Genomic DNA, 22,106 nt, shown 5'->3' with positions numbered 1-22,106 from the left:
TTTAGCATTTATACGTTAATTATCAGGGTTCATTTTAGCAGCACTTACAATTGTTACAAAATGGTTGAGTTAAAAGCAGAAGGGTTTTGTTTACGCCAGTGGAAACCCGGCGATGAAAAATTGCTGGTTAAATATGCCAATAACCCCAGTGTATCGCGCTATTTGTCCGACAGGTTTTGTTATCCTTATACTCACGAATACGCACAGGAATGGGTATCCTTTCAGTTACAAAAAACAAGTGTTGATAACCTGGTTATTGATATTGACGGCGAGATTGCCGGAGGCATAGGCATTGAATTTAAGCAGGATATTTTCCGGAAAACGGCCTTAATTGGTTATTGGCTCGGCGAGCCCTTTTGGGGTAAGGGCATTATGACGGAAGCCTTGAAACTAATGGTTAACTATTGCTTTGAAACGTTTGATTTGGTGCGGATACAAGCCGGGGTATTTGAGGGCAACCCGGCATCGATGCAGGTTTTGCAAAAGGCCGGTTTTATTAAAGAGGGTATTTCAAAAAAAGCATTGTTCAAACACGGGCAACTTTACAACGAGCATATTTTCGCCCGGTGTAAATAATTTCTATGGCTATTAATCATTAGTCTTCCTATTCAACAAAAAATACCACGTCAACCTAATTGCAATAATACCGTGGTTAAATACGGTTGGCACAGTGCCATAATGCTTGCGCATGATGTGGAAACGCTCTATTAAGCTTTGCTTATGTTTCTTTTTCGACATACCCCCAAACAGGTATTTGGCTGCGCAAATGCGGGTGTTAACTATCTTGTCTGCCTTTTTGGCGATGCGGATAATCCAATCAATATCGGCGCTTAGTTGGTACTGTTCGTTATATGGCTCAACCAGGCTGCGCTTAATGTAAATGGCCTGGTGACTAATGCTCATGCCTAGGTTAAAACCGCGCCATGTAAAAGTTTCGGGAGTTTTATGGCGGCGCATACCCATGCTTTCGCGTTTGCTGTTTATTATTTCGGTTTCGCCATAGTAAATATCTGCATCGGCTTCGGTAGCAAAAACACGTTCAACGGTATCGTATGCAAAAAGCTCATCGCCCGAATTCATAAAAAGCACATAATCTCCGGTAGCCAAATTTAGGCCTTTGTTCATTGCGTTGTAAATGCCATTATCCTTTTCGCTAACCAGTGTGCTTATCCGGCTGCGATATTTTTCTATAACATCAAGCGTGCCGTCGGTTGATGCACCATCAATCACAATATACTCAATATTGGTGTAGGTTTGCCCAAGCACGCTTAATATGGTGCGCTCAATATCGTTAACGTTATTGTAAACTATGGTAATTATACTAAGCCGCGGGTTAAACATGCTTTAACTTTTAATGATCTGCTGATAAACTTCAAGATGCTTTTTCGCGATCACGGTTTCAGAGAATTGCTCCATTACCGTTTGCCGGGCCTGCGCACGTAAAATTTGGAGTGTATTATGGCTTAATATCCATTCCATTCCATCCGCAAAACTTTCAGCCGAACGGTAAGTGGCTAGGTAACCATTATGTTGGTGCTGTACCATATCTGGTATGCCTCCGGTTGTAAAGGCAATAACGGGTGTACCGCAAGCCAGGCTTTCCATTACGGTATATGGCAGGTTGTCTTCCAGCGATGGTATCAAAAAAGCATCTGCCGAGGCATAGCATAGGGCCAGTTTTTCGTCGTTATTTATAGTGCCTAAAAAGGTGGTTTTAAATGGGAACACAGGCACATCTTCCAGATTGCGGTTGCCAAAAACTACCAGTTCAATCTGTTCTTTGTTGATGCCCTGTCTTTCGGCCAATAGATCAAGGCTTTGCATAAGGTAACCGGTGCCCTTGTGCATATCCTTACGGGAAGGCATAAACCCGGTTAAAAAAATAAATTTATCTGTTGGCAGCCCTAATTTTTGGCGCGCCAGGGTTTTATCAATTGGCGTAAAAACATCAGTTTCGAGGGTGTTGGGTATATTTACAATGCTTTTACCCTCCATCAAACTGCTTGCCTGTACAGACGATTGCATCCACCTGCTTGGTGCAACAATGCTGAAATTAAGTTTATTATAGGCGGCGTGTTTTGCTTGCCAAATACTATTCGATATATCATCCGGCTGTGGCTCTTTTAGCAACGGGCAATTGCCGCATTGCTGATGAAAATGATTGCACTCGTATCGTACATGGCAACCGCCTGTAAATGCGTTGCTATCATGAAACGTCCAAACAACGGGTTTATTGAGTTGGGCAATTTCGGCTAAATGCTTCGGGTCTAAAAAACCGTGATTAACCCAGTGCAGGTGAATAATATCGGCATTTTTAACGTCGGGATGATGAATAACCGAGCGGCCAAACCAGGCAAATGAAAATGGCGTTTTAACAGGTTTTAAATAGCGTTTGGCCAAAAGCCGCTCCATAATAATGGTTGCCGCTGTATATGCCTTTTGAATTATGGAGCTGTTAAAAGTTTTTATTTGGGGATTGTTCCCAAATTTATAGTGGACTATTATTTTAGAATCAACACCTTGCGAAAGTAAGGCGCGGTTAAGCCTGATACAGGCCCGCCCGGCACCGCCATTGCCATCGTAAGTATTTAAGTGAACCACTTTTAACATAGCCAAAAATACATTAATATTTAATGAGCATACAATGGCCACAGGTTTATCATTTGGTTAGAGAGAAAGTACCTGTCCCGGTTCTTGATTCTCGCTTCCTGACTCTTCTTCCCTTATTTATAATTTGGCCAGTGCGGTTTTAATACGCGGTATCATGGCCTCAATTTCCTCTAAAGTACTTGCACCTACTGATGCTCGGAACCAGTTTTCACTTTCATCTGTTCCAAAGGCCGAGAATGGCACTAAGGCGCATCCGGCTTCTTTAATAAGGTAAAAGTTAACATCTGCCGAGTTTTTTATCAGCGTGCCATCGGGTGTAGTTTTACCACTGTAGTCTATTTTTACAGTTAGGTATATGGCGCCCATTGGTTCAATGGCGTCAACCGCAAAACCTTCTGCCTTCAATTCCATAAAGCCGTTGTACAGCGCTTGCAAACTGGCTTGTATGCGTGCCTTAAAGCCATTTAAAAAGCTGGTAACGCTTGCGGCATCTTTTAAATAGGCCGCCATAGCAACCTGCTCGGCCTTGGGCGACCATGCGCCCATGTGGCCAACAATGGCTTTCATGTTGTTAATAATATCTGCCGGGCCAAAGCCCCAGCCTACGCGTACACCTGTTGCAGCAAAACATTTAGACGAGCCATCAACAAAAACCACATAATCCTTTAATTCGGGGCGCAGGGTAACCGGGTCGTAATGTTTGTGTACACCAAAGGTTAACTGCGAATAAATTTGATCGTATAAAATATATAATGGTTTTTCGGCAGGTGTGCGGCTTGCGTTCTCTTCAATTACAAGGTCGCAAATTTCTTCGAGGTCCTTTTTGGTGAACATGGTGCCGGTTGGGTTAAGCGGCGAGCACAAAGCCAGTAAAGTTGCTCCCTTTACATGCGGACGTAATTCTGCTGCCGTAGGCATAAAATTATTTTCGGGAAGGGTTTGCACAATAACGGGCTTGGCGGTAAGTAAATCGCAATAGTGGTTATTGTTCCACGATGGTGCAGGGAAAACCACTTTATCGCCGGGGTCAACCAGGGCAAGGTAGGTTGCATAAATTAACGGCCTCGAACCGCCCGATATTAATATCTGGTTAGGCTTATAATCTAATTTATACTCTTTAGTTATAAAGTCTGATACACTTTCGCGCAAGCTTAAAACACCATCCGCAGGCGGATAATTAGTTTGGTTTGCGTTGTAGGCGTCAATAATACCAGCCTTTAAATCTGCCGGGATAGGATATATATTTGAGTCAAAATCGCCAATGGTTAAGTTGGCAATGTTTTGTCCTTGTCGTTTCAGTTCATTGATCTCACCGGCAATCTTGATAATTTCGGATCCGCGCAGGTTTTGAGCCAATTTTGATGGTATCATGGTTTTGATATTTTTGAGGTGCAAATATAGCCGTTTATAAACAATACGATAATTAAACCCAGCACCTTTTATTTGAATTACAAAAGTTTGGTTGATAAAAAGCGGCCCGTTTAATAATGTGGGTAATAACTTGTAATTTAGCGTTACCATATATAAACTAAAGCAAACGGCAGTTTTGCTTTTTTAGGCAGAGCAGTTAAATGAAAGCACAATTACTAAAGGTTTTTCCCGGTCATTCAAACTCGTTCACAGCCCGGGAGGACGTTGGCTTTGATGCTAACAAACGTTGGCATTACCACCCGGAGATTGAGTTTATTTACATTAAAACCGGCGAGGGTACACACTTTATTGGCGATAGTGTACAAAAGTTTAAAGCTGGCGATATTTTTATGATAGGCTCGCAATTGCCGCACTTTTTTAAGTTTGATGATGTTTTTTTGAAGAGTAAAGGCGATGCTGCTGCACACGTTTCGGTAACCCAATTTGCCGAAAATTTTTGGGGTGATAAGTTTTTGCAATTGCCCGAAAATACAAACGTGCGTTTATTACTTGAAAAAGCACGACGAGGCTATACCGTACCCGTAGATATTACTGATAAAATTGCTGCTACTTTAGACGAGCTACAACATAGCGTTGGCCTGGAAAGAATTATACTGTTACTTCATGTTTTGAACAAGTTGGCTCATGCCAAAAACATGAAACAGCTATCGTCGGTAGCGTTTAATCACGGCGCTTCTGATTTGGAGGACGAGCGGATTAACGCTATTTATGAGTATTCGTTTGCTAATTATAAGCGAAAAATTGACCTCAACGAAATAGCCGAAGTTGCCCGGATAAGCCCCAACTCGTTTTGCAGATATTTTAAGCTAAAAACCAAAAAAACTTACTCGCAATTTATAACCGAGATAAGGGTAGGCCATGCTTGCAAATTGCTTATCGAAAACAAATACTTTATTAAACACATTTGCTACGAAAGCGGCTTTAACAACTTTGCCAGCTTTAATAAGTACTTTAAACTCACTACTGGCAAAAGCCCTTTAAATTACCAAAAAGAGTTTATGAGCGCATAGTTTATGGCACCAGCAAGGTTTGCAGCTGCCCAACCAGTGCAAATTGGCTGGCGTTTAGTTTGTTTGACGCTTCTGTAACGTTAAACCAACCGGCGCGTTCTACCTCGGGGAAGGCCATCATTTTGCCCGACCGGGGCGGCCATTCAATCTCGAAGGTATTGCTAACTATGCCTTGTGCATCAATATCGCCCTTTAGGGCCCAGGCATAAATAATTTTACCGCTTTTTAATTTTTCGGGTTCAAGTTTGATAAAGGAACCATCAATAGCCAACCCTGTTTCTTCTTCAAACTCGCGTTTTGCGGCAGTTAATGCGTCTTCATCATCTAAAAATTCGCCTTTGGGAATGCTCCAGCTTCCGTCATCCTTATTTTTAAAGAACGGACCACCGGGGTGTACCAAAAAAACTTCCAATAAATCTTTTGTTCGGTATAGCAATATCCCAGCGCTTTGTTTTGGCATTAGTTTAAAGGTTTTGGCGGGCTGAGCTTTGCTTTTATCTCTTCAAACTGCTTTTCGTAGCTGCGCATGCGTGCGTGCAAAAGTTCAATCTCGGTGCGCAATATTTGTATTTCGGTAACCAGTTTGGTGCTGTCTTTTTTACCATCGGCTTGTTTTTCACCCTTGCCCGTAATAATCCACTCGGGCGAGTAGCCCAGATCATGACAAACGGCGCGTATAATGGTAAAATTAATATCGCGCTCACCCGATAGCATCAGGCTTATTAATGATTGTGATACACCACAGGCTTTGGCAAACTTGCTTTGGCCACCGCTTGCCTTAATAACTATACGCAGGCGTTTAAGTAATTGATTATCTGTGGTCATCTAAATTTCAATATGATTACTAAAGTTTGCTAAATAGCCAACCCTTAAACAGGGCTTGTAAGGCAAAAAGATAATATATAGCCTTAACGTGGCCTTTTTTGTTACATGTCGTTCAGCATGTCTGCAACTTCCGAGTCATGCGGTGCCCATGCCCTAGCAAAATCCATCCATTCTAAATAGTTTTGTTTGTCGTTTTTGCTGCGGTAGGTAATTGCCATATTCATAGCCATTTCGGCTTTTTCTTCGGCTTGAGTTCGGTCGCAAAGTTTTATACCGGCATTAAAAGTATCAAGTGCTTCGTTAAGCCGGCCTTTACTTAACTGTGCAAAGCCTAACTCTTTATATAATAAAGGTTCGCCGTAGTTGTATAATAATGCGGCTTCGGCAACTTTAATGGCATCGTCAAAGCGTTTTACGCCATTGTAAGCACGCGCCAGTTCAAGCTCAAGGCCGGGTGCATGTGGTGTTATTTTGTATGGGGCCTTTAAAATTGCCACAGCCATTTCGCCATCTTTTATATCATTGTATGCTTTTGCCCAATCAATACAATGCACAAGTGTATCCGTATAAGTGTTATAATTATCAAACCAGGCCGGGCGTGGGTAAATATCAAGCTCTTCGTTATGGTCGGAATTAATGATGGCAACCAGCGTTTTTTGTGCGCCGCGTTTTAGCATATAACGCTGGTGTGTTGCCTCGTTAATTTTTTGCTTTATGCGGATAAACCTGCCTCGGCCATCAGTTTTAAAAAAGCCTTCCAAATTAAACACAAAGCCCGAACTGGGGTCGATATATAAATACCCAAATGGATAAGCGTCAATATCAGCCTGTTTTGGAAAAACTATCCAATTATTAACCGAGCGCGAAATACGGTGCGTAAACCTGAAAGCCGTATCGGCCGCCAAACCTTGTGCCCGTAGTTTGGGTACTATGCAGGCTATTAATAATAAAAACAGCAGCCCTTTTTTTTTCATCGGTGGTAGCGATTAGTTGCCACTAATATATTCATTTTATGTAAAATACAGCAAGCTAACGCCGGGCCTTGTGTAACAATGGCGTTAAAGCGCATGTTGCATGCTTACAATATATCATTTAAGTTAAACTATTTAACTGGTTTGCTGTTCAACTTATAATTAACATTTGTAACTATGAAAAGATCGATTTTTAAATTGTTAACACTTTTGTTTTTTGCCAGTGTTGCATTGCAAAGCTGCTCTATGCAAGCCCGGGAAAGCAGGAGGAAACAGCATAATGAACAAAGGAGGCACGATCATGATAACGATAACGACCATCATTACCGCAACTATTAACAGGTAATCAATTAACAATACTCATCCGGGCTTAACAAAATGCCGGTTGTAGTTTATTAAACAACAAACAATTTAAAATCATGAAAATTTTAAGAATAGTAGCTTTTGCCATTGTGGCCATTTGCTTTTTTGCTACGGCAGATGCAAATGCACAAGTAGTAGTTAGGGCCCGTGTTGGCCAGCCCGTTCATCGCCGTGTTGTTGTTAGGCACCGGCCTGTTTATCGCCATGGTAACTACCGCCATCATTATTATGCGCGCCACCGCGTGCATCATCGCAGGTATTAGAATACAGGAGCCACTCATTTTTGAGCGGCTTTTTTTTTGAACTGTAAATTAAACACATCGTTAATTAAGCTCTTAGGAGTTGATAAAATTAGCGCGGATAAATTTACATTTACATGTTGCAACATATATTGTTTTGTTTGTATGTTTGCCTCTCAAAGGGGGAGATATAAATTATCCCGGTAATTAAATAGTAAAATATATATTAGTCATTCATAAAAAAATCAAAAAACAAAAAAAGATCATGAAAAAAGTAACAATGGTGGCAGTAGCCATGTCGGCAATTTTATTCTCGTTTACGTCAAACGCACAATCAACTTGGGGAATTGACAAAGCTCACTCAAAATTAGGCTTTACTATTACCCACATGGGCGTATCTGATGTTGAAGGATCATTTAAAGTTACAGATGCAACAATCACTTCGGCAACCGACGATTTTAACGGTGCTACCGTTGAACTTACTGCAGATGCTACAAGCGTTAATACCGACCAGGAAGCACGCGACAAACACGTAAAAAGCGATGCTTTTTTAGATGTGGCCAAATTCCCGGCTATTACTTTTAAAAGCACTTCGTTTAAAAAGGTATCTGCTAATGCCTATGTTGTAACCGGCAATTTAACTTTACACGGTGTTACTAAACCGGTAACTTTAAACGCTACTTTGCGCCAAGGTGTGGGTATGAACAAAAAACCAGTTGCCGGCTTTAAAATTAGCGGAACATTTAACCGTAAAGATTTTGGTGTAGGTACAGGTTTTGGTTCGGCAATGTTGAGCGACGAAATTACGCTTGCTGCTAATACCGAATTTGATAAAATGTAAGCTTAAAACGCTGTAAGGCATATAGCCTTAAAAAAAAGCCCTTGATCCAACCACGTTGGCAAGGGCTTTTTTGTTTTATTGAGATTGACTGATTTTATTTGATCTTGGTTTTTAAAAAAGCCAGCGTGCGTGCATTGGCTTCGGTAGCGGCATCGTTTTTAAAATTAGGGCCGCTTGGGTTTGCAAAAGCATGGTCGGCGTCGTATTCGTAAGCGGTTAACTTTTTGCCTGCTGTTTTCATGTTTTCTTCAAAAGTTGCAACAACTTTAGGGTTTATCCATTGGTCTTTATTTCCAAAGTTACCCAGTACATCGCAGTTTATGGTTTTTAGCTTATTTACGTTTTGCTCGGGCATTCCGTAATACATAACGCATGCAACAGCTTGTTTACCGGCAAGCAATGCACTTTGCAAGCTCCAGCCACCACCAAAGCACCAGCCAATGGTTGCAATACGTGCCTTTGGCCCTGCATAAGCAAGGGCACCTTTTATAATAGCTTGTGCCCTATCTTCTTTAACGGCTTGCATTAGTTTTGCGGCCTCGGCTCTGTCGGCGGTTGATTGGCCATCGTATAAATCAAGATCTATAACATTTACATCTCCTAATTCGGTATACAATCTTTCCGATTCTTTTTTCACATAATCGTTCAAACCAAAATACTCATGTATTACAAACAGGTAAGTTCGGGTTGCCTTTTTAGCTTTAAACTCATAAGCACTGGCGCTTTTGCCGTCGGCAGTTTTGTAAGTTATGGCCTTACCAATACTGCTTTGAAAATGAATAACCTTTGGATTGGGATGCGCCATTACAAACTTTTTATCGGATGCCAGCATAGCAAATTGTTGTGTGGCACTGGGGTGGCAACTGGCTACCGGGCCCCTGGTTTGGCTATAAACCATTGTGCAAGTTAAAACTGTAGAAATGGTGAGCAATAATTTTTTCATGAAGTTGGTTTTATATTGAATTTGTAACCAAATTACGCAATTATTGTTTATTTGGTTACGGTAGATTTTTGGGGATTTGCTTACTACAAGCGTATGTGTTAAAAAGCTTAGTTGGATTAAATAAAAAAGAGGCCTTCTGGTTTTTAAATCAAAAGGCCTCTGCAATGCTAGTATAAGCTATTTTAGTTTTTTACAACCTGCTTAGCCTGATCTTTCATTTGATCGTTAGCTACAATTACAATTTCAACGCGGCGGTTTTGTGTACGCCCGTCAACAGTTGTGTTATCGGCGATAGGTTCGGTATCGCCTTTGCCCTGGGTAGTTAAGCGAGACGGATCAACCCCGGCTGCTGCTGCGTATGCTTTTACAGCCTCGGCACGGCGTATTGATAAATCCATGTTATGGGCTGGTGTACCTGTGTTATCGGTATGGCCAACAATTAAAATATTAGTTTGCGGGTTACTTTTCAGCGAAGCCGATAACTGCTCAATATCTGTTTTTGCTACAGGCTTTAAAGCTGTTTTATCAATATCGAACAATATACCCGAATCAAACTTTACAATAATACCTTCGCCAGCTCTTTCAACAGTTGCACCAGGTACGGTGTTTTTTATTTCGGCAGCCTGCCTATCCATATTGCGGCCAATAAAGGCACCAGCTGTACCACCTAATGCACCACCAATAATGGCACCCAAAGCGGTATTGCCTGCTCTTTTACCTATTAAAGCACCAATGGTGCCACCTGCACCCGCGCCTATGGCTGTGCCTTTTTGCGTTTTTGTTAACGAGTTACAGCTTGTACCCAACATGGTAACTGTTGCCAATGCAATGCTAAATGTTGTAAATTTTAATTTGAACGATCTCATAATCAATTATAATGAATTACACTGTGTTTTCGGTAAATATACAAATGAAATGCCAAAATTATTTTATGATACATTTGCCTTTTAAAATACCTGTTTTGGAAAAAAATATAAGCATTTTAGGGTGCGGATGGCTGGGCCTACCCTTAGCTATTAGCCTCATTGCCAACGGCTGGAAGGTAAAGGGCTCAACTACCCGTGCCGATAAGGTTAATTTACTATCGGATAACGAAATAGAAGCTTTTTTAGTACAATTATCTAACATCGGCTTGTTAAAAGGTAGTAAATTTTGGGATTCGGAAGTATTGCTTATTAATGTACCGCCGGGGTTGAAACGGCAAACTGCCAACCAATATTTGGAGCAGATGCGCAACCTCGCTGAGGTAGTTGCAGCATCGGGTATTAAAAAAGTTATTTTTATTAGCTCAACATCTGTATATCCCGAACTCAATAATATTGTAACCGGGGTTGATGCGGTTGACGAAAGTTCGCCCTTATTACAGTCCGAAAGGATATTTACGCTAAATTCAAATTTTAAAACCACGGTTATCCGCTTTGGCGGACTAATAGGCCCCGCCCGCGACCCATCGCGCTGGTTTGCCGGCAAAAAGGACATCCCTAATGGCCGGGCCCCCGTTAATTTAATACATCTGGACGATTGTTTAGGGATTATTAAATTAATTTTGGAACGAGATGTTTATGGGGAAACCTACCACGCCGCCGCGCCACAGCACCCCACTAAAGCTGAGTTTTATACCGAAGCTGCAAAAAATGCCGGGCTGGCCGAACCGCAGTTTGTTGATGAGTTGCTGGAATGGAAGGTTATTGATGCAGAAAAGTTAATGCAGCAATTAGGTTATACGTTTAAGCCATTATAGGTAACCATTGCAATAAAATGATAAAAATAAGAGTTTCGTCATTTATGTAACGGCACTGTTTAAGGGCACTGTTTTTGGCTTTTCGTCTTGATTTACTACTCTTATTTCTTGCCGGGATAATTTAGTATATTCCCTTTGGTAGCTTAACGGGCTTTTGCCGGTAATGAGTTTAAAGTATTTGTGAAACCCAACCAGGTTATTAAAGCCACACTCAAAACAAATTTGCTTAATGCTCAACCTATCCTCAATTAGCAGTTTGCAGGCGTCGCCAACGCGTATCTCAATTAAAAACTGTGAGTAGGTTTTACGTGTACGCGATTTAAAATAGCGGCAAAACGAGTTTTCGCTGATGCGGGCCACATCGGCAATTTGTTTAAGCTGTATTTTGTTGCGGAAATTTGCAAGCGAATATTCATAAATGGCGTTGATACGTTCGTTCTCCACGTCGTTAAAATCATGACGGAAACCTATCGATGATAAAAAAACAAGCTGGTTGCAAGCCGCTATCTCCGAAAGTAATTCTATCAAAATGGTAATGCGCTGCACACCATCGGCATTAACCATTTTTTTTATTAATGCAGCCACGGCTTTAGCGGTATTGCCGGTAACATGGATGCCGCGTTTGGCTTTTTCGAGTAACATTTTAATAGGCTTGTTTTCGGGGAGGCTCAAAAACTGGTCGCCCCAAAAGTTTTCAAGGAAGTGTATAACGGCGGCATCGGCATAAACTTCGGCGTTTTGCTGAAAATACAAGTCATCATATCGCCAGTAATGCGGCAGGTATGATCCCACTAAAACTACATCGCCCTCGCTAAAGCGTTTAATGTTATCGCCAATAAATTGCGTGCCTGTACCCTTACGGATGTGTATCAGCTCAACTTCGGGGTGATAGTGCCAATGGTTATTAACATACGGGTAGATATCCTGCCGTATGCTGAACGAGTGGGCCGGGCCATTGGTAACTTTAAGCAGTTGTGGTTTCATTAAACTAAAAACTCGCAAATATGAATAAAAGTGTTATTTATATGCCAAAATAAGTTATTATTTAAATAAATCAAAAGAATTGATATCCGGTAAAACATTCTTTCTTTGTATAACCAATTTAAATTTTAACCGTGAGAACCTATGCAGCCAATTGCAACTCCACCTGTAAAACAAACAGGTAACAATAAAGGGCAAACGTTTGCCTTCATCCTTATTACTTCGTTGTTTTTTTTATGGGGCTTTGCCCATAACCTCGACCCAATATTAATACCACATTTAAAAAAATCGTTTACCTTATCCACCGTTCAGGCCACGCTGGTTGATTCGGCTGTTTTTGCCGCTTACTTTATTATGGCCATCCCGGCAGGTGTCCTCATGAAAAAGTTTGGATATAAAACCGGCATTATTACCGGGCTTTTAACTTTTGCACTGGGTTCCTTTTTATTTGTTCCGGCTGCAAATACGCAATCATACACTTTCTTTCTGATAGCACTATTTATAATTGCCTGCGGATTGGCTACTCTCGAAACCGCAGCCAACCCTTACGCCACCGCTTTGGGCGATCCCGAAACAGGAACATTTAGGTTAAACCTTGCACAATCATTTAACGGACTGGCTGCCGCACTTGCTCCTATTGCTGGGGCACGAATAATTTTAACAAAAGGTTATACTGACGGCCAGCTAAATGCCATGACAGAAGGAGCCCGCAAACTGGCTTTAGCTGCAGAGGCTTCATCGGTAAAGATGCCGTATATAATTTTAGGCACTATATTGGTTATTATCGCTTTAGCTTTTTCGTTTACAAAACTTCCCAAAATTCAACAAACAGAAGAGCATCCAACCAGCCAAAGCATTTTTCATGCATTTAAGCACAAGCATTTGTCATGGGGGGTTGTTGCACAGTTTTTTTATGTTGGTGCGCAGGTGTCGGTATTTAGTTTGTTTATCTTATATGCTACAAAGTCTGCAAGTATAACAGAAGTTAAAGCAGCCGATTATTTAGGTGTTTGCGGAGCCGCATTCTTAATTGGCAGAATTTCAGGAACAGTTTTAATGAAATTTATAAAGCCTAATGTTTTACTGGCAATTTATGCCATTATTAATGTGGCTCTTTGTGCTGTTGCCATTACCGGGCATGGTATGATAACCGTTTACAATGCCATAGGTATATGCTTTTTTATGTCCATCATGTTTCCAACAATTTTTGCCTTGGGTATTAAAGGCTTGGGTGGCGATACCGAGTTTGGCAGCAGTTTAATTATTATGTCTATTGTTGGTGGTGCAATTATTCCCAGATTTTTTGGGATGATTAGCGACGCGACTGGCAATATTCAGAATGGCTATATTGTGCCTTTAGTTTGTTTTGTTGTAATTGCAGTTTTTGGATTATCGGGATATAAAATTATCAGTAAAACCGATGTAGAAACCGCTATTGACCCTGGCAACTTAGGATAAATAGTTTACACCTATGAATAAATACTGTTTGGCCTGCGACCTTATTGACGACCCAGTGCTGATAGCCGAATATGATGAACAACACCGCCAGGTTTGGCCCGAGATATTGGATAGTATTAATGGTTCGGGTATTACCAATATGGAAATATATCGCTTCGGTACGCGTTTGTTCATGATAATGGAAACCGACGATAGTTTTACGTTTGAGCGCAAGGCGGCAATGGACGCCGCTAACGCCAAGGTGCAGCAGTGGGAGCAATTGATGTGGAAGTTTCAGCAAGCAATCCCCGGTTCTAAACCCGGCGAGAAATGGGTTTTTATGAATAAAATTTTTCAACTTTAATTAGAATAATGGGAATTTTAAATTTAACAGGTAAAATAGCAGTTGTTACAGGTGGTGGCAGCGGTATAGGTAAAGCCGTTGCCAAAGTGTTTGCAAAACAGGGTGCTATAGTCCATATTTTAGATTTGAGCCTGCCGGGAGGCGAGGCCGTAGTTGATGAGATAAAAGCAGAAGGCGGCATTGCCTATGCCCACGCCTGCGATGTGAGCAACCAACAACAGGTGAGTGCTATTTTCAATCATATTGGTATGGTTAACCTGCTGGTAAACAATGCTGGCATAGCCCACGTTGGCCGCGCTGATAACACTACCGAAGAGGATTTTACGCGGGTATTTAACATTAACGTAAAAGGCGTTTACAATTGCCTGCACGCCGCACTGCCCATTATGAAAGCAAACGGTGGCGGTGCTATACTAAACCTGTCGTCAATAGGTGCGGTAGTTGGTATTGCCGATAGGTTTGCATACAGCATGAGTAAAGGAGCCGTTCACGGGATGACACTATCAACCGCACGCGATTACCTGGCCGAGGGTATTCGTTGTAATTCAATATCCCCGGCAAGGGTACATACACCATTTGTAGATGGTTTTATTGCGAAAAACTATCCCGGCAAAGAGGACGAAATGTTTGATAAACTTTCCAAATCTCAACCTATTGGCCGTATGGGTAACCCCGAAGAAATTGCCAACTTAATACTGTACCTATGCTCGGACGAAGCATCATTCATCACCGGCTGCGATTATCATATTGATGGCGGCTTTATAAAATTAAATAATTAAAAAGCCTCATCCGGCCTCTCCAAAGGAGAGGCGTGGAATGCGGTAAAATCACAAATAAATTTTTAATCCCTCCCTTTAGGGAGGTTAGAGGGGGCTTTATGAAACTTATACGATACGGAGAAATTAACAAAGAAAAAACAGGTGTTGTGCTTGATGGTGAATATTTTGATACTTCGGCATTTGGCGAAGATTATAACGAGCAATTTTTTGAAACCGACGGATTAACCCGCCTGGCAGCTTTTGTTGATGCCAACAAGGCATCGCTTAAACCAATTGCAGCAGGCTCACGTTTGGGCAGCCCGGTGGCAAGGCCATCTAAAATTGTTTGTATAGGGTTAAACTATGCCGATCATGCCAAAGAGACAGGAGCGGCCATACCTGCGGAGCCCATTATTTTTATGAAAAGCACCACAGCATTGGCTGGTCCGTTTGATGATATTATTATCCCTAAAAACTCCGTTAAAACCGATTGGGAAGTAGAACTGGCGGTTATAATTGGTAAAAAAGCAAGTTATGTTAACGAGGCAGATGCACATCAATATATTGCAGGCTACGCATTGCATAACGATGTATCCGAACGTGAATTCCAGATAGAGCGCGGTGGCACCTGGGACAAAGGCAAAGGCTGCGATACATTTGCGCCAATTGGTCCATTTTTGGCTACAGCCGATGAAATGACCGACGTTGACAATTTACGTGTATGGTTAACCGTAAACGGCACAAGCATGCAAAACGGCACAACGGCCAATTTGATATTTAAAGTGCCGTTCTTGATATCGTACCTAAGCCAGTTTATGACTTTGCTGCCCGGCGACGTCATATCAACAGGTACACCGGCAGGTGTTGGCCTGGGCTTTAAACCGCCAATTTACTTACAACCCGGCGATGTGGTTGAGTTGGGTATTGATGGACTTGGAACCTCTAAACAAACCGTTAAGGCCTATGCCGCGTATTGATTCGCATCAGCATTTTTGGGTGTTTGACCCGGTTAGAGATAGCTGGATCAATGATGAAATGCGTGTAATTCAGCGTGATTTTTTACCTGCCGATTTGCAACCTGTATTGGCCGATAACGGTATAGACGGCTGTATTGCGGTACAGGCCGATCAATCGGAAATCCAAAACGACTTTTTGTTGGGCCTGGCCAATGGTAACGATTTTATTAAAGGCATTGTGGGCTGGGTTGACCTGCGGGCAGATAATATTGCCGAAAGGTTGGAGTACTATAGTGAGGTTAACCTGATGAAAGGTTTTAGACATGTATTGCAGGGCGAACAAGACCGCGCGTTAATGCTAAAACCGGCTTTTAAAAACGGCATTGGCCAATTAAAAAAGCATGGCTTCACTTACGATATTTTGATATTTCCAGATCAACTGCAATATGTAAGCGAGTTTGCAGCAGCTTTCCCAGATCAAAAATTTGTAATAGACCATTTGGCCAAGCCTTATATTAAAGATGGCAAGATTGACGATTGGGGGCGCGATATGCGCAACCTGGCCAAACACAATAACTTATACTGCAAAGTATCGGGCATGGTAACCGAGGCCGACTGGAAAAACTGGAAAGCCGAAGATTTTTTCCCGTATATGGATGTAGCTTTTGAGGCCTTTGGCGCAGAAAGATTAATGTTTGGGTCGGATTGGCCTGTTTGCCAGGTTGCCGCCAGCTATGCCAGCATGAAAGGCATTGTTGAGCAATACACAACCAGGCTATCAGCCACCGAACAGGCTGCATTTTGGGGTGGTAACGCATCCGAATTTTATAGTTTAAAACAATAAAACCCTTTAGGGAAACAGATATGGATTTATTACTTAAAAACAAAGTTATCATAGTAACCGGTGGTGCTAAGGGTATTGGCGAGGGTATAAGCAAGGTTTTAGCCGGCGAAGGTGCTATACCGGTAATAGTTGGCCGTAAAAAGGAGGATAACGAAGCCGTAGTTTCTCAAATCCAGGCAAATGGCGGTCAGGCGTTCCAGGTAGAGGCCGAGTTGTCTGATCCTGAAGACTGTAAAAAAGCAGTTGAGGCTGTTATAGCGCACTTTGGCCGTATTGATGGCCTTGTAAACAATGCAGGTGTTAACGATGGCGTTGGGTTGGAAAACGGCACTTACGAAGCCTTTATGGCATCGTTACATAAAAACGTGGTTCATTATTATTTAATGGCCCATTATGCGCTGCCCGAATTAAAAAAATCAAAGGGTTCGATATTAAATATTACCTCTAAAACTGCCGAAACCGGCCAGGGAAATACATCGGCCTATGCTGCTGCAAACGGTGGCCGTAATGCATTAACCCGCGAGTGGGCGGTTGAATTGTTAAAATACGGCATCCGTGTAAACGCAATTGTTGTTGCCGAGTGCTGGACACCCGCTTACGATACCTGGATAAACGGACTGGACAACCCCGAAGAAAAATTAAAAGAAATAACCAACAAAATACCTTTTGAAAACCGGATGACAACCGCCGAGGAACTGGGGAACGCTACCGCATTTTTACTTTCGGAACGCTCAAGCCACACTACCGGCCAAATAGTACATGTAGACGGTGGTTATGTTCATTTGGACAGGGCGCTGGCAAACGCGTAAACAGCCCCACCCACCCTTCCCGGTAGGGAGGGTTTTTTGATATCTTAATTTATAAATAACGACACAAAATTAAAATCTCTCCTAACGGGGAAGATATAGAGGGGTTATATCATGAAAACATTAGTATGCACAACTCCCGGCGAGTTTGAATATCAAGAAGGCGTAATGCCGGAGTTAACACCCGGCCAGGCCATCATCAAAATAAACCGGATAGGCATTTGCGGTACCGATTTGCATGCTTTTGAAGGTACACAGCCTTTTTTTAGCTATCCGCGCATTTTGGGCCACGAGTTAGGCGGGGAGTTAGTTGATTTTGACGATGCTCCCGGTTTTACTAAAGGCGAAGCAGTTACATTTATACCATACTTTAACGATGGTACCTGCATAGCCTGCCGAAGCGGAAAACCTAATTGCTGTACCAATATTAAAGTTTTTGGCGTACATATTGATGGCGGAATGGCGCAATATGTATCGGTGCCAAGCTATTCACTAATACACGGCGAGGGTTTAAGTGCCGATGAACTGGCATTGGTTGAGCCTCTTGCTATTGGTGCCCACGGAGTGCGCCGCGCGGGTGTACAACCCGGCGAATTTGTATTGGTTGTTGGTGCCGGCCCTATAGGTTTGGGTATTATGGAATTTGCCCGCATAGCCGGTGCGCAAGTTATTGCAATGGATATTAACCAAAACCGGTTAGACTTTTGTAAAGACAAACTAAAGGTACACCACACCATTAACGCCGCCACCCACGATGCCGATGCCATGCTGCGCCAGATAACTAACAATGATTACCCAACGGTAGTTATTGATGCCACAGGTAGTTTAAAAGCTATTACCAACGCCTTTCAATATATGGCTCATGGCGCACGGTATGTTTTAGTGGGCCTGCAAAAAGGCGAAATAAGCTTTAGCCATCCCGAGTTTCATAAACGCGAGGCCACGTTAATGAGCAGCCGCAATGCCACCCGTGCCGATTTTGAGCACGTTATAGCCAGCATGAAAAAGGGATTGGTTGACCCTACCAATTACATTACCCACCGCGTAAAATTTGATGAGGTGAAAGATAATTTCGCCAGCTGGCTTGACCCCAAAAACGGAGTTATTAAGGCAATGGTTGAGTTGTAGGTTATTGGGGTGGTGTTTTAAAGCATAGTAATAAACAACTGCCACAAAATATATAATGATGATAGCGTGCGGATAATGGTGCCATTTAATGGCCTGCTGTTATCCGCATTTGTTTAATAAGGGCCCATACTCAGCGGGTTAAGATAAATATAATTTACGGTTAACAATTAAATATAGTTGAACTAATATCAATAAAAGTGTATTTTTAGAGCATCTTATCTACAATATGCACTTTAAAAAAACGTTATTTGCCATCGCTTTTATTTTATTACTTGTTAAGGCAGCTTCTGCGGATACATTTGTTGTAACGGAGAAGGCAGATGCTGGCCCGGGAACACTACGCGAGGCTTTAGGCAAGGCGCAGGCCAATGGCACAACCGTTCAGGATATTATTACCTTTAATTTAGCGGGTTCGTTAACTTCCGATCGTACAATCAGGCTAAAATCGCAATTGCCCTTAGTTACCGCCAATGTAATAATTGACGGAACAACACAGCCCAGTATAGCGTTTGGCGTATCGGGCGCACGTGTAATTATAGAGCCCGAAACCTCTCCGGCTTATTTTAGCGGCCTGGTAATAGCCGGCGATTATTCATCCAGCGTGGTTACCCAGGGTGTTGAGATATACGGCTTATACATTCGTAATTTTGCACAAATAAACAACCTTATCACTTATAATACTTCGCAAGGCTCGGGCATTACTTTTCAAGGTAATGCATCTGGTGTAAAAATAGGTGCTCCCGGTAAAGGCAACATTATTTGCGGTACCGTAAATGCTATTTATAGCGGATATTATTACTACTCCAGCGCAATATCAGCCGATATTACCATTCAGGGTAACATCATCGGCCTTGCCGAAGATGGTAAAACGCTGGTAAGTAATATAAATGGTATTAATGTTAACAACTTTAGCACCATTACCATTGGGGGCGACGATGCTAAAATGGGTAATGTTATAGCCAGCGGCGTTACCAATATAAATGTAAACCGGTCTAATTATTATTACACGGCAACGCTTCAAACCATAACCATTAAAAACAATAAAATTGGTACCGATTACTCGGGCACTATTGATTATAAGCAAGACCCTCTGTTTTTGGCGGCAGCATTTGTAAAAACCTATGGTGTTAACATCGTTTCGGGCTATACAAACAGCCTCACCTCTGTTGATATAGCCGGTAATGTTATTTCGGGGCAAATTGGGTACGGTGTATTTATCAGCAACGCAACCTACAGCATCAAGAACAATAAAATTGGTACCGATGTTACAGGTACGGCCGATCTGGGTAACTACGAAGGTATTCGGTCGGACGCCAGTGCTATCGGCACCATTGGCGGCACCGGCACCGATGCTAATTACATTGGCCATAACACCTATGGTGTTGAGGTTGTAAATAGCAGCCAGGTATTAATTACCCAAAACAGCATATTTTGTAATAGCGGTTTAGGCATAGCGGTAACATCAAGCTATTACCAGGTACCTTATGTTAAGGTGCTTACTTACCGTAGCGATATGGTTGCGGGCGTGGCCACGCCAAATTCGGCTATCGAATTATTTTACTCGGATGATTGCGCGGGAAGCCTTTGCCAGGGTAAAGAATACATTACTACTGTACAATCGGATGGTTCGGGCAAATGGTCGTATTCTGCTGCTATAAGCCGTTCGGTAATTGCAACGGCAACTACTGCGCAAAAAAACACATCGCCGTTTTCGTCGCTTGCCATAGCCGCTACAGATTATGTTAAAAAAGAATACACTTGTGCATACAACGGCAGCTTAACAATAATACAACCGCGCGACGGTATTTTGTTCCATTGGGATAGAAAGGAAGAAGATGGTAGTTTTAAACCTGTTGGCGATACACAAAATATTGACCAATTATTGCCGGGGGTATATCAATTAACCGTCCAATATCCGGGTGGTTGCCAAAAGGCCACGCAACTGTTTGAAATATTTGACCAGAGAATCACAATACAGCAACTCATTACTCCAACACCGGCTTGTAGACAAATAACTTTTCCGGTTAGCGCTATTTACTCCGGCGGTACAGGGACTAAGGTATTAAGATGGGTGAACGATGCGGGAGTGACGGTAGCCTATGGTAGCGAGCCAAATGCCGCTGCCAATGTGCCAGCGGGTAAATATACATTGCAAATTACGGATGCCCTAAATTGTGCCCCCGTAATTTCTAAAGATACGATAACGATAAAAGCTTTGCCCGGCCCTGATTTTGACCTCTCACACATTGATATTCATGCTGCAGAATGTGGGTTTAATAATGGGCATATTTTTGGTATTAAAACGAAGCCCGGGTTAGGTCTTACAAAGACAACATGGAGAGATAACAAACAGAATATTTTCAGTTACAAACTCGACGTAGATAGTCTACCACCGGGTATCTATACTCTAACATTATCCGATGACGGAACATGCCCATACTCAATGTCGTTCACTGTTGGAGAAACACAATCTGTATTTGTAAATACCAATATTTACACCACACGCGCATACACATGTAACGGCGCAAATGGCGCAAATGGTTTACTCAATGTCCCCCTCTCCAGTATTACAAACGCATCCGAATTTACCTGGACTGGGCCAAATGGCGCAGCACTTCCTCAATTTAAAAATAAACTGATTTTAACCGGACTTTTACCAGGGTCCTACAACCTGCACGCCGTTAATCCTACATCAGGGTGCTTTGGTGACGGAACATTTAACGTTCCGAATTTGCCGCCCGACGTATTCACAGTTATACCCCATGTAAAAGATGTAACATGTGGCCAAGGCAATAATGGCAGCATTACCACAACATTTGGCGTTGTCACTCCTGCAACTTATGCTTGGACAGATCAAAACGGCATTTTGGTAAGTTCCCGACAAGATTACCTTAATGCCAAACCCGGGAAATACACGCTCACCGTTACCGACAAAGGAGCCGGATGTACATCGGTGTTATTGAGAGATATCGTTGTTGTCGATATACCGTTAATGAGTGCCACCAACACGCCAACAACTACAAATGACCAATGCGGGCAGATGTTCGGCGCAATATCGGCTATAAACATGACCGGTGGCATACCGCCATATACTTACCATTGGACAGACGCCAATGGAAAACCTTTTGGCGGCAGTACCACCAGTTTAAGTAATTTAGGCAAAGGGGATTATTCGTTACGGGTTACCGACCAAACCTCATGCGATTTTAAAATAGGGCCTTTCCATATAGATGATATACCATTTACGCCGCCCGCACCCGAATTAAGTAATCAACGTATTTGCGACCCGCAACAGTTAGTATTATTTGTAAAAAACCCGCAGTCGGGGACAAATAATCTTTACAAGCTATATCAAAATTATGATGATGCTGTGCCTGCCCAAACAAGCACCAACGGCCAGTTTACTTTAAATGTGAAAAGAACCAGCGATTATTATGTTAGCTTTAATGTAGGCACTTGCGAAAGCGCACGCACCAAAGTACATGTTGAAGTGATATTGGTTGATGTTAGCATGGGCAATACCATAACACCGAATGGCGACGGTTATAACGACACCTGGAAAATAACAGGCCTCGAAAAATTCCCCGGCACTACGGTACAAATTTACAACCGATCGGGCCAACTGATATTCGAATCAACCGATTATCCAAAAGCCTTCGATGGAACATTTAAAGGCAACCCGCTGCCAACAGGTAGTTATTATTATGTAATTAACCTGCATGTGCCATGTACACTAATATCGGGTAACTTAACTATTGTCCGCTAAGTAAATTGAAATTATAAACACGGGTTAAAACAACCGTAAATAGCTAAACAATATAAAAAAGGGTCGCAGGAGCTAAAACTCTTGCGACCCTT

The 22,106-nt window shown here is 42.3% G+C and carries 23 protein-coding genes; 14 read left to right on the top strand and 9 right to left on the bottom strand.

The annotated features are described in order from the left end of the window. Window positions 1-60 precede the first annotated feature (60 nt). On the top strand, window positions 61-576 hold the full coding sequence (locus tag BDD43_RS05005) for a GNAT family N-acetyltransferase (RefSeq protein WP_121196708.1): 516 nt from the start codon (window positions 61-63) through the stop codon (window positions 574-576). 12 nt (window positions 577-588) lie between these two features. Here BDD43_RS05005 and BDD43_RS05000 read toward each other — a convergent pair whose 3' ends face one another. From BDD43_RS05000 to BDD43_RS04990, 3 genes are all read right to left on the bottom strand, one after another. After that, window positions 589-1,341, bottom strand: a complete 753-nt coding sequence (locus tag BDD43_RS05000; RefSeq protein WP_121196707.1) for a glycosyltransferase family 2 protein — start codon at window positions 1,339-1,341, stop codon at window positions 589-591. Between the two features lie 3 nt (window positions 1,342-1,344). Beyond that, window positions 1,345-2,610 carry a glycosyltransferase family 4 protein gene (locus BDD43_RS04995; protein WP_121196706.1) on the bottom strand — a complete coding sequence of 422 codons (1,266 nt, stop codon included), beginning with the start codon at window positions 2,608-2,610 and terminating at the stop codon, window positions 1,345-1,347. A 117-nt stretch (window positions 2,611-2,727) separates the two neighbouring features. Beyond that, on the bottom strand, window positions 2,728-3,981 hold the full coding sequence (locus BDD43_RS04990) for a pyridoxal phosphate-dependent aminotransferase (protein WP_121201881.1): 1,254 nt from the start codon (window positions 3,979-3,981) through the stop codon (window positions 2,728-2,730). Window positions 3,982-4,181: 200 nt separating this feature from the next. Between BDD43_RS04990 and BDD43_RS04985 the strand changes: the two genes are divergently transcribed. Next, the gene (locus tag BDD43_RS04985) at window positions 4,182-5,051 is read left to right on the top strand and encodes an AraC family transcriptional regulator (RefSeq protein ID WP_121196705.1); all 870 of its coding nucleotides are present in this window, start codon (window positions 4,182-4,184) and stop codon (window positions 5,049-5,051) included. Window position 5,052: 1 nt separating this feature from the next. Here BDD43_RS04985 and BDD43_RS04980 read toward each other — a convergent pair whose 3' ends face one another. The 3 genes from BDD43_RS04980 to BDD43_RS04970 all read right to left on the bottom strand — a co-directional run bounded on the left by BDD43_RS04980 (window position 5,053) and on the right by BDD43_RS04970 (window position 6,850). After that, a complete protein-coding gene (locus tag BDD43_RS04980; protein WP_121196704.1) occupies window positions 5,053-5,511 on the bottom strand; it encodes an NUDIX domain-containing protein in 459 nt (152 codons plus the stop codon). Next, the gene (locus BDD43_RS04975; protein WP_121196703.1) at window positions 5,511-5,876 is read right to left on the bottom strand and encodes a helix-turn-helix domain-containing protein; all 366 of its coding nucleotides are present in this window, start codon (window positions 5,874-5,876) and stop codon (window positions 5,511-5,513) included. The genes BDD43_RS04980 and BDD43_RS04975 overlap by 1 nt, the downstream gene beginning before the upstream one ends. Window positions 5,877-5,977: 101 nt before the next feature. Beyond that, window positions 5,978-6,850 (bottom strand): tetratricopeptide repeat protein, encoded by an 873-nt coding sequence (locus BDD43_RS04970; protein ID WP_121196702.1) that lies wholly within the window; start codon window positions 6,848-6,850, stop codon window positions 5,978-5,980. Window positions 6,851-7,024: 174 nt separating this feature from the next. Here BDD43_RS04970 and BDD43_RS29895 point away from each other — a divergent pair, with 174 nt between their 5' ends. The 3 genes from BDD43_RS29895 (at window position 7,025) to BDD43_RS04965 (ending at window position 8,290) form a co-directional block, all read left to right on the top strand. Continuing rightward, the gene (locus BDD43_RS29895; protein WP_162846986.1) at window positions 7,025-7,186 is read left to right on the top strand and encodes a hypothetical protein; all 162 of its coding nucleotides are present in this window, start codon (window positions 7,025-7,027) and stop codon (window positions 7,184-7,186) included. Between the two features lie 80 nt (window positions 7,187-7,266). Beyond that, window positions 7,267-7,473, top strand: a complete 207-nt coding sequence (locus tag BDD43_RS29670) for a hypothetical protein (RefSeq protein WP_147425576.1) — start codon at window positions 7,267-7,269, stop codon at window positions 7,471-7,473. 241 nt (window positions 7,474-7,714) lie between these two features. Continuing rightward, on the top strand, window positions 7,715-8,290 hold the full coding sequence (locus BDD43_RS04965; protein ID WP_121196701.1) for a YceI family protein: 576 nt from the start codon (window positions 7,715-7,717) through the stop codon (window positions 8,288-8,290). Between the two features lie 94 nt (window positions 8,291-8,384). Here BDD43_RS04965 and BDD43_RS04960 read toward each other — a convergent pair whose 3' ends face one another. After that, window positions 8,385-9,233 (bottom strand): dienelactone hydrolase family protein, encoded by an 849-nt coding sequence (locus tag BDD43_RS04960; RefSeq protein WP_121201880.1) that lies wholly within the window; start codon window positions 9,231-9,233, stop codon window positions 8,385-8,387. A gap of 182 nt (window positions 9,234-9,415) precedes the next feature. Beyond that, complete coding sequence (locus BDD43_RS04955) at window positions 9,416-10,099, bottom strand: OmpA family protein (protein WP_211339656.1); 684 nt, start codon at window positions 10,097-10,099, stop codon at window positions 9,416-9,418. 11 nt (window positions 10,100-10,110) lie between these two features. Here BDD43_RS04955 and BDD43_RS04950 point away from each other — a divergent pair, with 11 nt between their 5' ends. Further along, entirely contained in the window at window positions 10,111-10,974 is an 864-nt protein-coding gene (locus BDD43_RS04950) for an SDR family oxidoreductase (RefSeq protein ID WP_121196699.1), read from the top strand. 42 nt (window positions 10,975-11,016) lie between these two features. Here the strand turns inward: BDD43_RS04950 and BDD43_RS04945 are convergent, their stop codons facing one another. Continuing rightward, a complete protein-coding gene (locus BDD43_RS04945) occupies window positions 11,017-11,958 on the bottom strand; it encodes an AraC family transcriptional regulator (RefSeq protein ID WP_121196698.1) in 942 nt (313 codons plus the stop codon). Between the two features lie 141 nt (window positions 11,959-12,099). Here BDD43_RS04945 and fucP point away from each other — a divergent pair, with 141 nt between their 5' ends. From fucP to BDD43_RS04905, 8 genes are all read left to right on the top strand, one after another. Further along, entirely contained in the window at window positions 12,100-13,413 is a 1,314-nt protein-coding gene (gene fucP / locus BDD43_RS04940) for an L-fucose:H+ symporter permease (protein WP_121196697.1), read from the top strand. A 13-nt stretch (window positions 13,414-13,426) separates the two neighbouring features. Further along, the gene (locus BDD43_RS04935) at window positions 13,427-13,756 is read left to right on the top strand and encodes an L-rhamnose mutarotase (protein WP_121196696.1); all 330 of its coding nucleotides are present in this window, start codon (window positions 13,427-13,429) and stop codon (window positions 13,754-13,756) included. 14 nt (window positions 13,757-13,770) lie between these two features. Beyond that, entirely contained in the window at window positions 13,771-14,535 is a 765-nt protein-coding gene (locus BDD43_RS04930) for an SDR family NAD(P)-dependent oxidoreductase (protein ID WP_121201879.1), read from the top strand. Between the two features lie 98 nt (window positions 14,536-14,633). Further along, window positions 14,634-15,491, top strand: coding sequence for a fumarylacetoacetate hydrolase family protein (locus BDD43_RS04925; protein WP_121196695.1), 858 nt, complete (start codon window positions 14,634-14,636; stop codon window positions 15,489-15,491). Further along, the gene (locus BDD43_RS04920; RefSeq protein ID WP_121196694.1) at window positions 15,478-16,314 is read left to right on the top strand and encodes an amidohydrolase family protein; all 837 of its coding nucleotides are present in this window, start codon (window positions 15,478-15,480) and stop codon (window positions 16,312-16,314) included. The genes BDD43_RS04925 and BDD43_RS04920 overlap by 14 nt, the downstream gene beginning before the upstream one ends. 20 nt (window positions 16,315-16,334) lie before the next feature. Beyond that, window positions 16,335-17,123 carry an L-fucose dehydrogenase gene (locus BDD43_RS04915; RefSeq protein WP_121196693.1) on the top strand — a complete coding sequence of 263 codons (789 nt, stop codon included), beginning with the start codon at window positions 16,335-16,337 and terminating at the stop codon, window positions 17,121-17,123. A 111-nt stretch (window positions 17,124-17,234) separates the two neighbouring features. Continuing rightward, window positions 17,235-18,248, top strand: coding sequence for a zinc-binding alcohol dehydrogenase family protein (locus BDD43_RS04910; RefSeq protein WP_121196692.1), 1,014 nt, complete (start codon window positions 17,235-17,237; stop codon window positions 18,246-18,248). A gap of 226 nt (window positions 18,249-18,474) precedes the next feature. After that, window positions 18,475-22,014, top strand: coding sequence for a gliding motility-associated C-terminal domain-containing protein (locus BDD43_RS04905; RefSeq protein ID WP_121196691.1), 3,540 nt, complete (start codon window positions 18,475-18,477; stop codon window positions 22,012-22,014). The last annotated feature ends 92 nt before the right edge of the window (window positions 22,015-22,106 follow it).

This window comes from Mucilaginibacter gracilis (genome assembly GCF_003633615.1).
In the GTDB taxonomy this organism is placed as follows: domain Bacteria; phylum Bacteroidota; class Bacteroidia; order Sphingobacteriales; family Sphingobacteriaceae; genus Mucilaginibacter; species Mucilaginibacter gracilis.
This window is presented reverse-complemented; position numbering and strand designations above follow the sequence as displayed.

Excerpts from the sequence above, each read along its gene's own strand:
- BDD43_RS05005 (WP_121196708.1), top strand. The coding sequence starts at position 61 with ATGGTTGAGTTAAAAGCAGAAGGGTTTTGTTTACGCCAGTGGAAACCC.
- BDD43_RS05000 (WP_121196707.1), bottom strand. The coding sequence starts at position 1,341 with ATGTTTAACCCGCGGCTTAGTATAATTACCATAGTTTACAATAACGTT.
- BDD43_RS04995 (WP_121196706.1), bottom strand. The coding sequence starts at position 2,610 with ATGTTAAAAGTGGTTCACTTAAATACTTACGATGGCAATGGCGGTGCC.
- BDD43_RS04990 (WP_121201881.1), bottom strand. The coding sequence starts at position 3,981 with ATGATACCATCAAAATTGGCTCAAAACCTGCGCGGATCCGAAATTATC.
- BDD43_RS04985 (WP_121196705.1), top strand. The coding sequence starts at position 4,182 with ATGAAAGCACAATTACTAAAGGTTTTTCCCGGTCATTCAAACTCGTTC.
- BDD43_RS04980 (WP_121196704.1), bottom strand. The coding sequence starts at position 5,511 with ATGCCAAAACAAAGCGCTGGGATATTGCTATACCGAACAAAAGATTTA.
- BDD43_RS04975 (WP_121196703.1), bottom strand. The coding sequence starts at position 5,876 with ATGACCACAGATAATCAATTACTTAAACGCCTGCGTATAGTTATTAAG.
- BDD43_RS04970 (WP_121196702.1), bottom strand. The coding sequence starts at position 6,850 with ATGAAAAAAAAAGGGCTGCTGTTTTTATTATTAATAGCCTGCATAGTA.
- BDD43_RS29895 (WP_162846986.1), top strand. The coding sequence starts at position 7,025 with ATGAAAAGATCGATTTTTAAATTGTTAACACTTTTGTTTTTTGCCAGT.
- BDD43_RS29670 (WP_147425576.1), top strand. The coding sequence starts at position 7,267 with ATGAAAATTTTAAGAATAGTAGCTTTTGCCATTGTGGCCATTTGCTTT.
- BDD43_RS04965 (WP_121196701.1), top strand. The coding sequence starts at position 7,715 with ATGAAAAAAGTAACAATGGTGGCAGTAGCCATGTCGGCAATTTTATTC.
- BDD43_RS04960 (WP_121201880.1), bottom strand. The coding sequence starts at position 9,233 with ATGAAAAAATTATTGCTCACCATTTCTACAGTTTTAACTTGCACAATG.
- BDD43_RS04955 (WP_211339656.1), bottom strand. The coding sequence starts at position 10,099 with ATGAGATCGTTCAAATTAAAATTTACAACATTTAGCATTGCATTGGCA.
- BDD43_RS04950 (WP_121196699.1), top strand. The coding sequence starts at position 10,111 with ATGAATTACACTGTGTTTTCGGTAAATATACAAATGAAATGCCAAAAT.
- BDD43_RS04945 (WP_121196698.1), bottom strand. The coding sequence starts at position 11,958 with ATGAAACCACAACTGCTTAAAGTTACCAATGGCCCGGCCCACTCGTTC.
- fucP (WP_121196697.1), top strand. The coding sequence starts at position 12,100 with ATGCAGCCAATTGCAACTCCACCTGTAAAACAAACAGGTAACAATAAA.
- BDD43_RS04935 (WP_121196696.1), top strand. The coding sequence starts at position 13,427 with ATGAATAAATACTGTTTGGCCTGCGACCTTATTGACGACCCAGTGCTG.
- BDD43_RS04925 (WP_121196695.1), top strand. The coding sequence starts at position 14,634 with ATGAAACTTATACGATACGGAGAAATTAACAAAGAAAAAACAGGTGTT.
- BDD43_RS04920 (WP_121196694.1), top strand. The coding sequence starts at position 15,478 with ATGCCGCGTATTGATTCGCATCAGCATTTTTGGGTGTTTGACCCGGTT.
- BDD43_RS04915 (WP_121196693.1), top strand. The coding sequence starts at position 16,335 with ATGGATTTATTACTTAAAAACAAAGTTATCATAGTAACCGGTGGTGCT.
- BDD43_RS04910 (WP_121196692.1), top strand. The coding sequence starts at position 17,235 with ATGAAAACATTAGTATGCACAACTCCCGGCGAGTTTGAATATCAAGAA.
- BDD43_RS04905 (WP_121196691.1), top strand. The coding sequence starts at position 18,475 with ATGCACTTTAAAAAAACGTTATTTGCCATCGCTTTTATTTTATTACTT.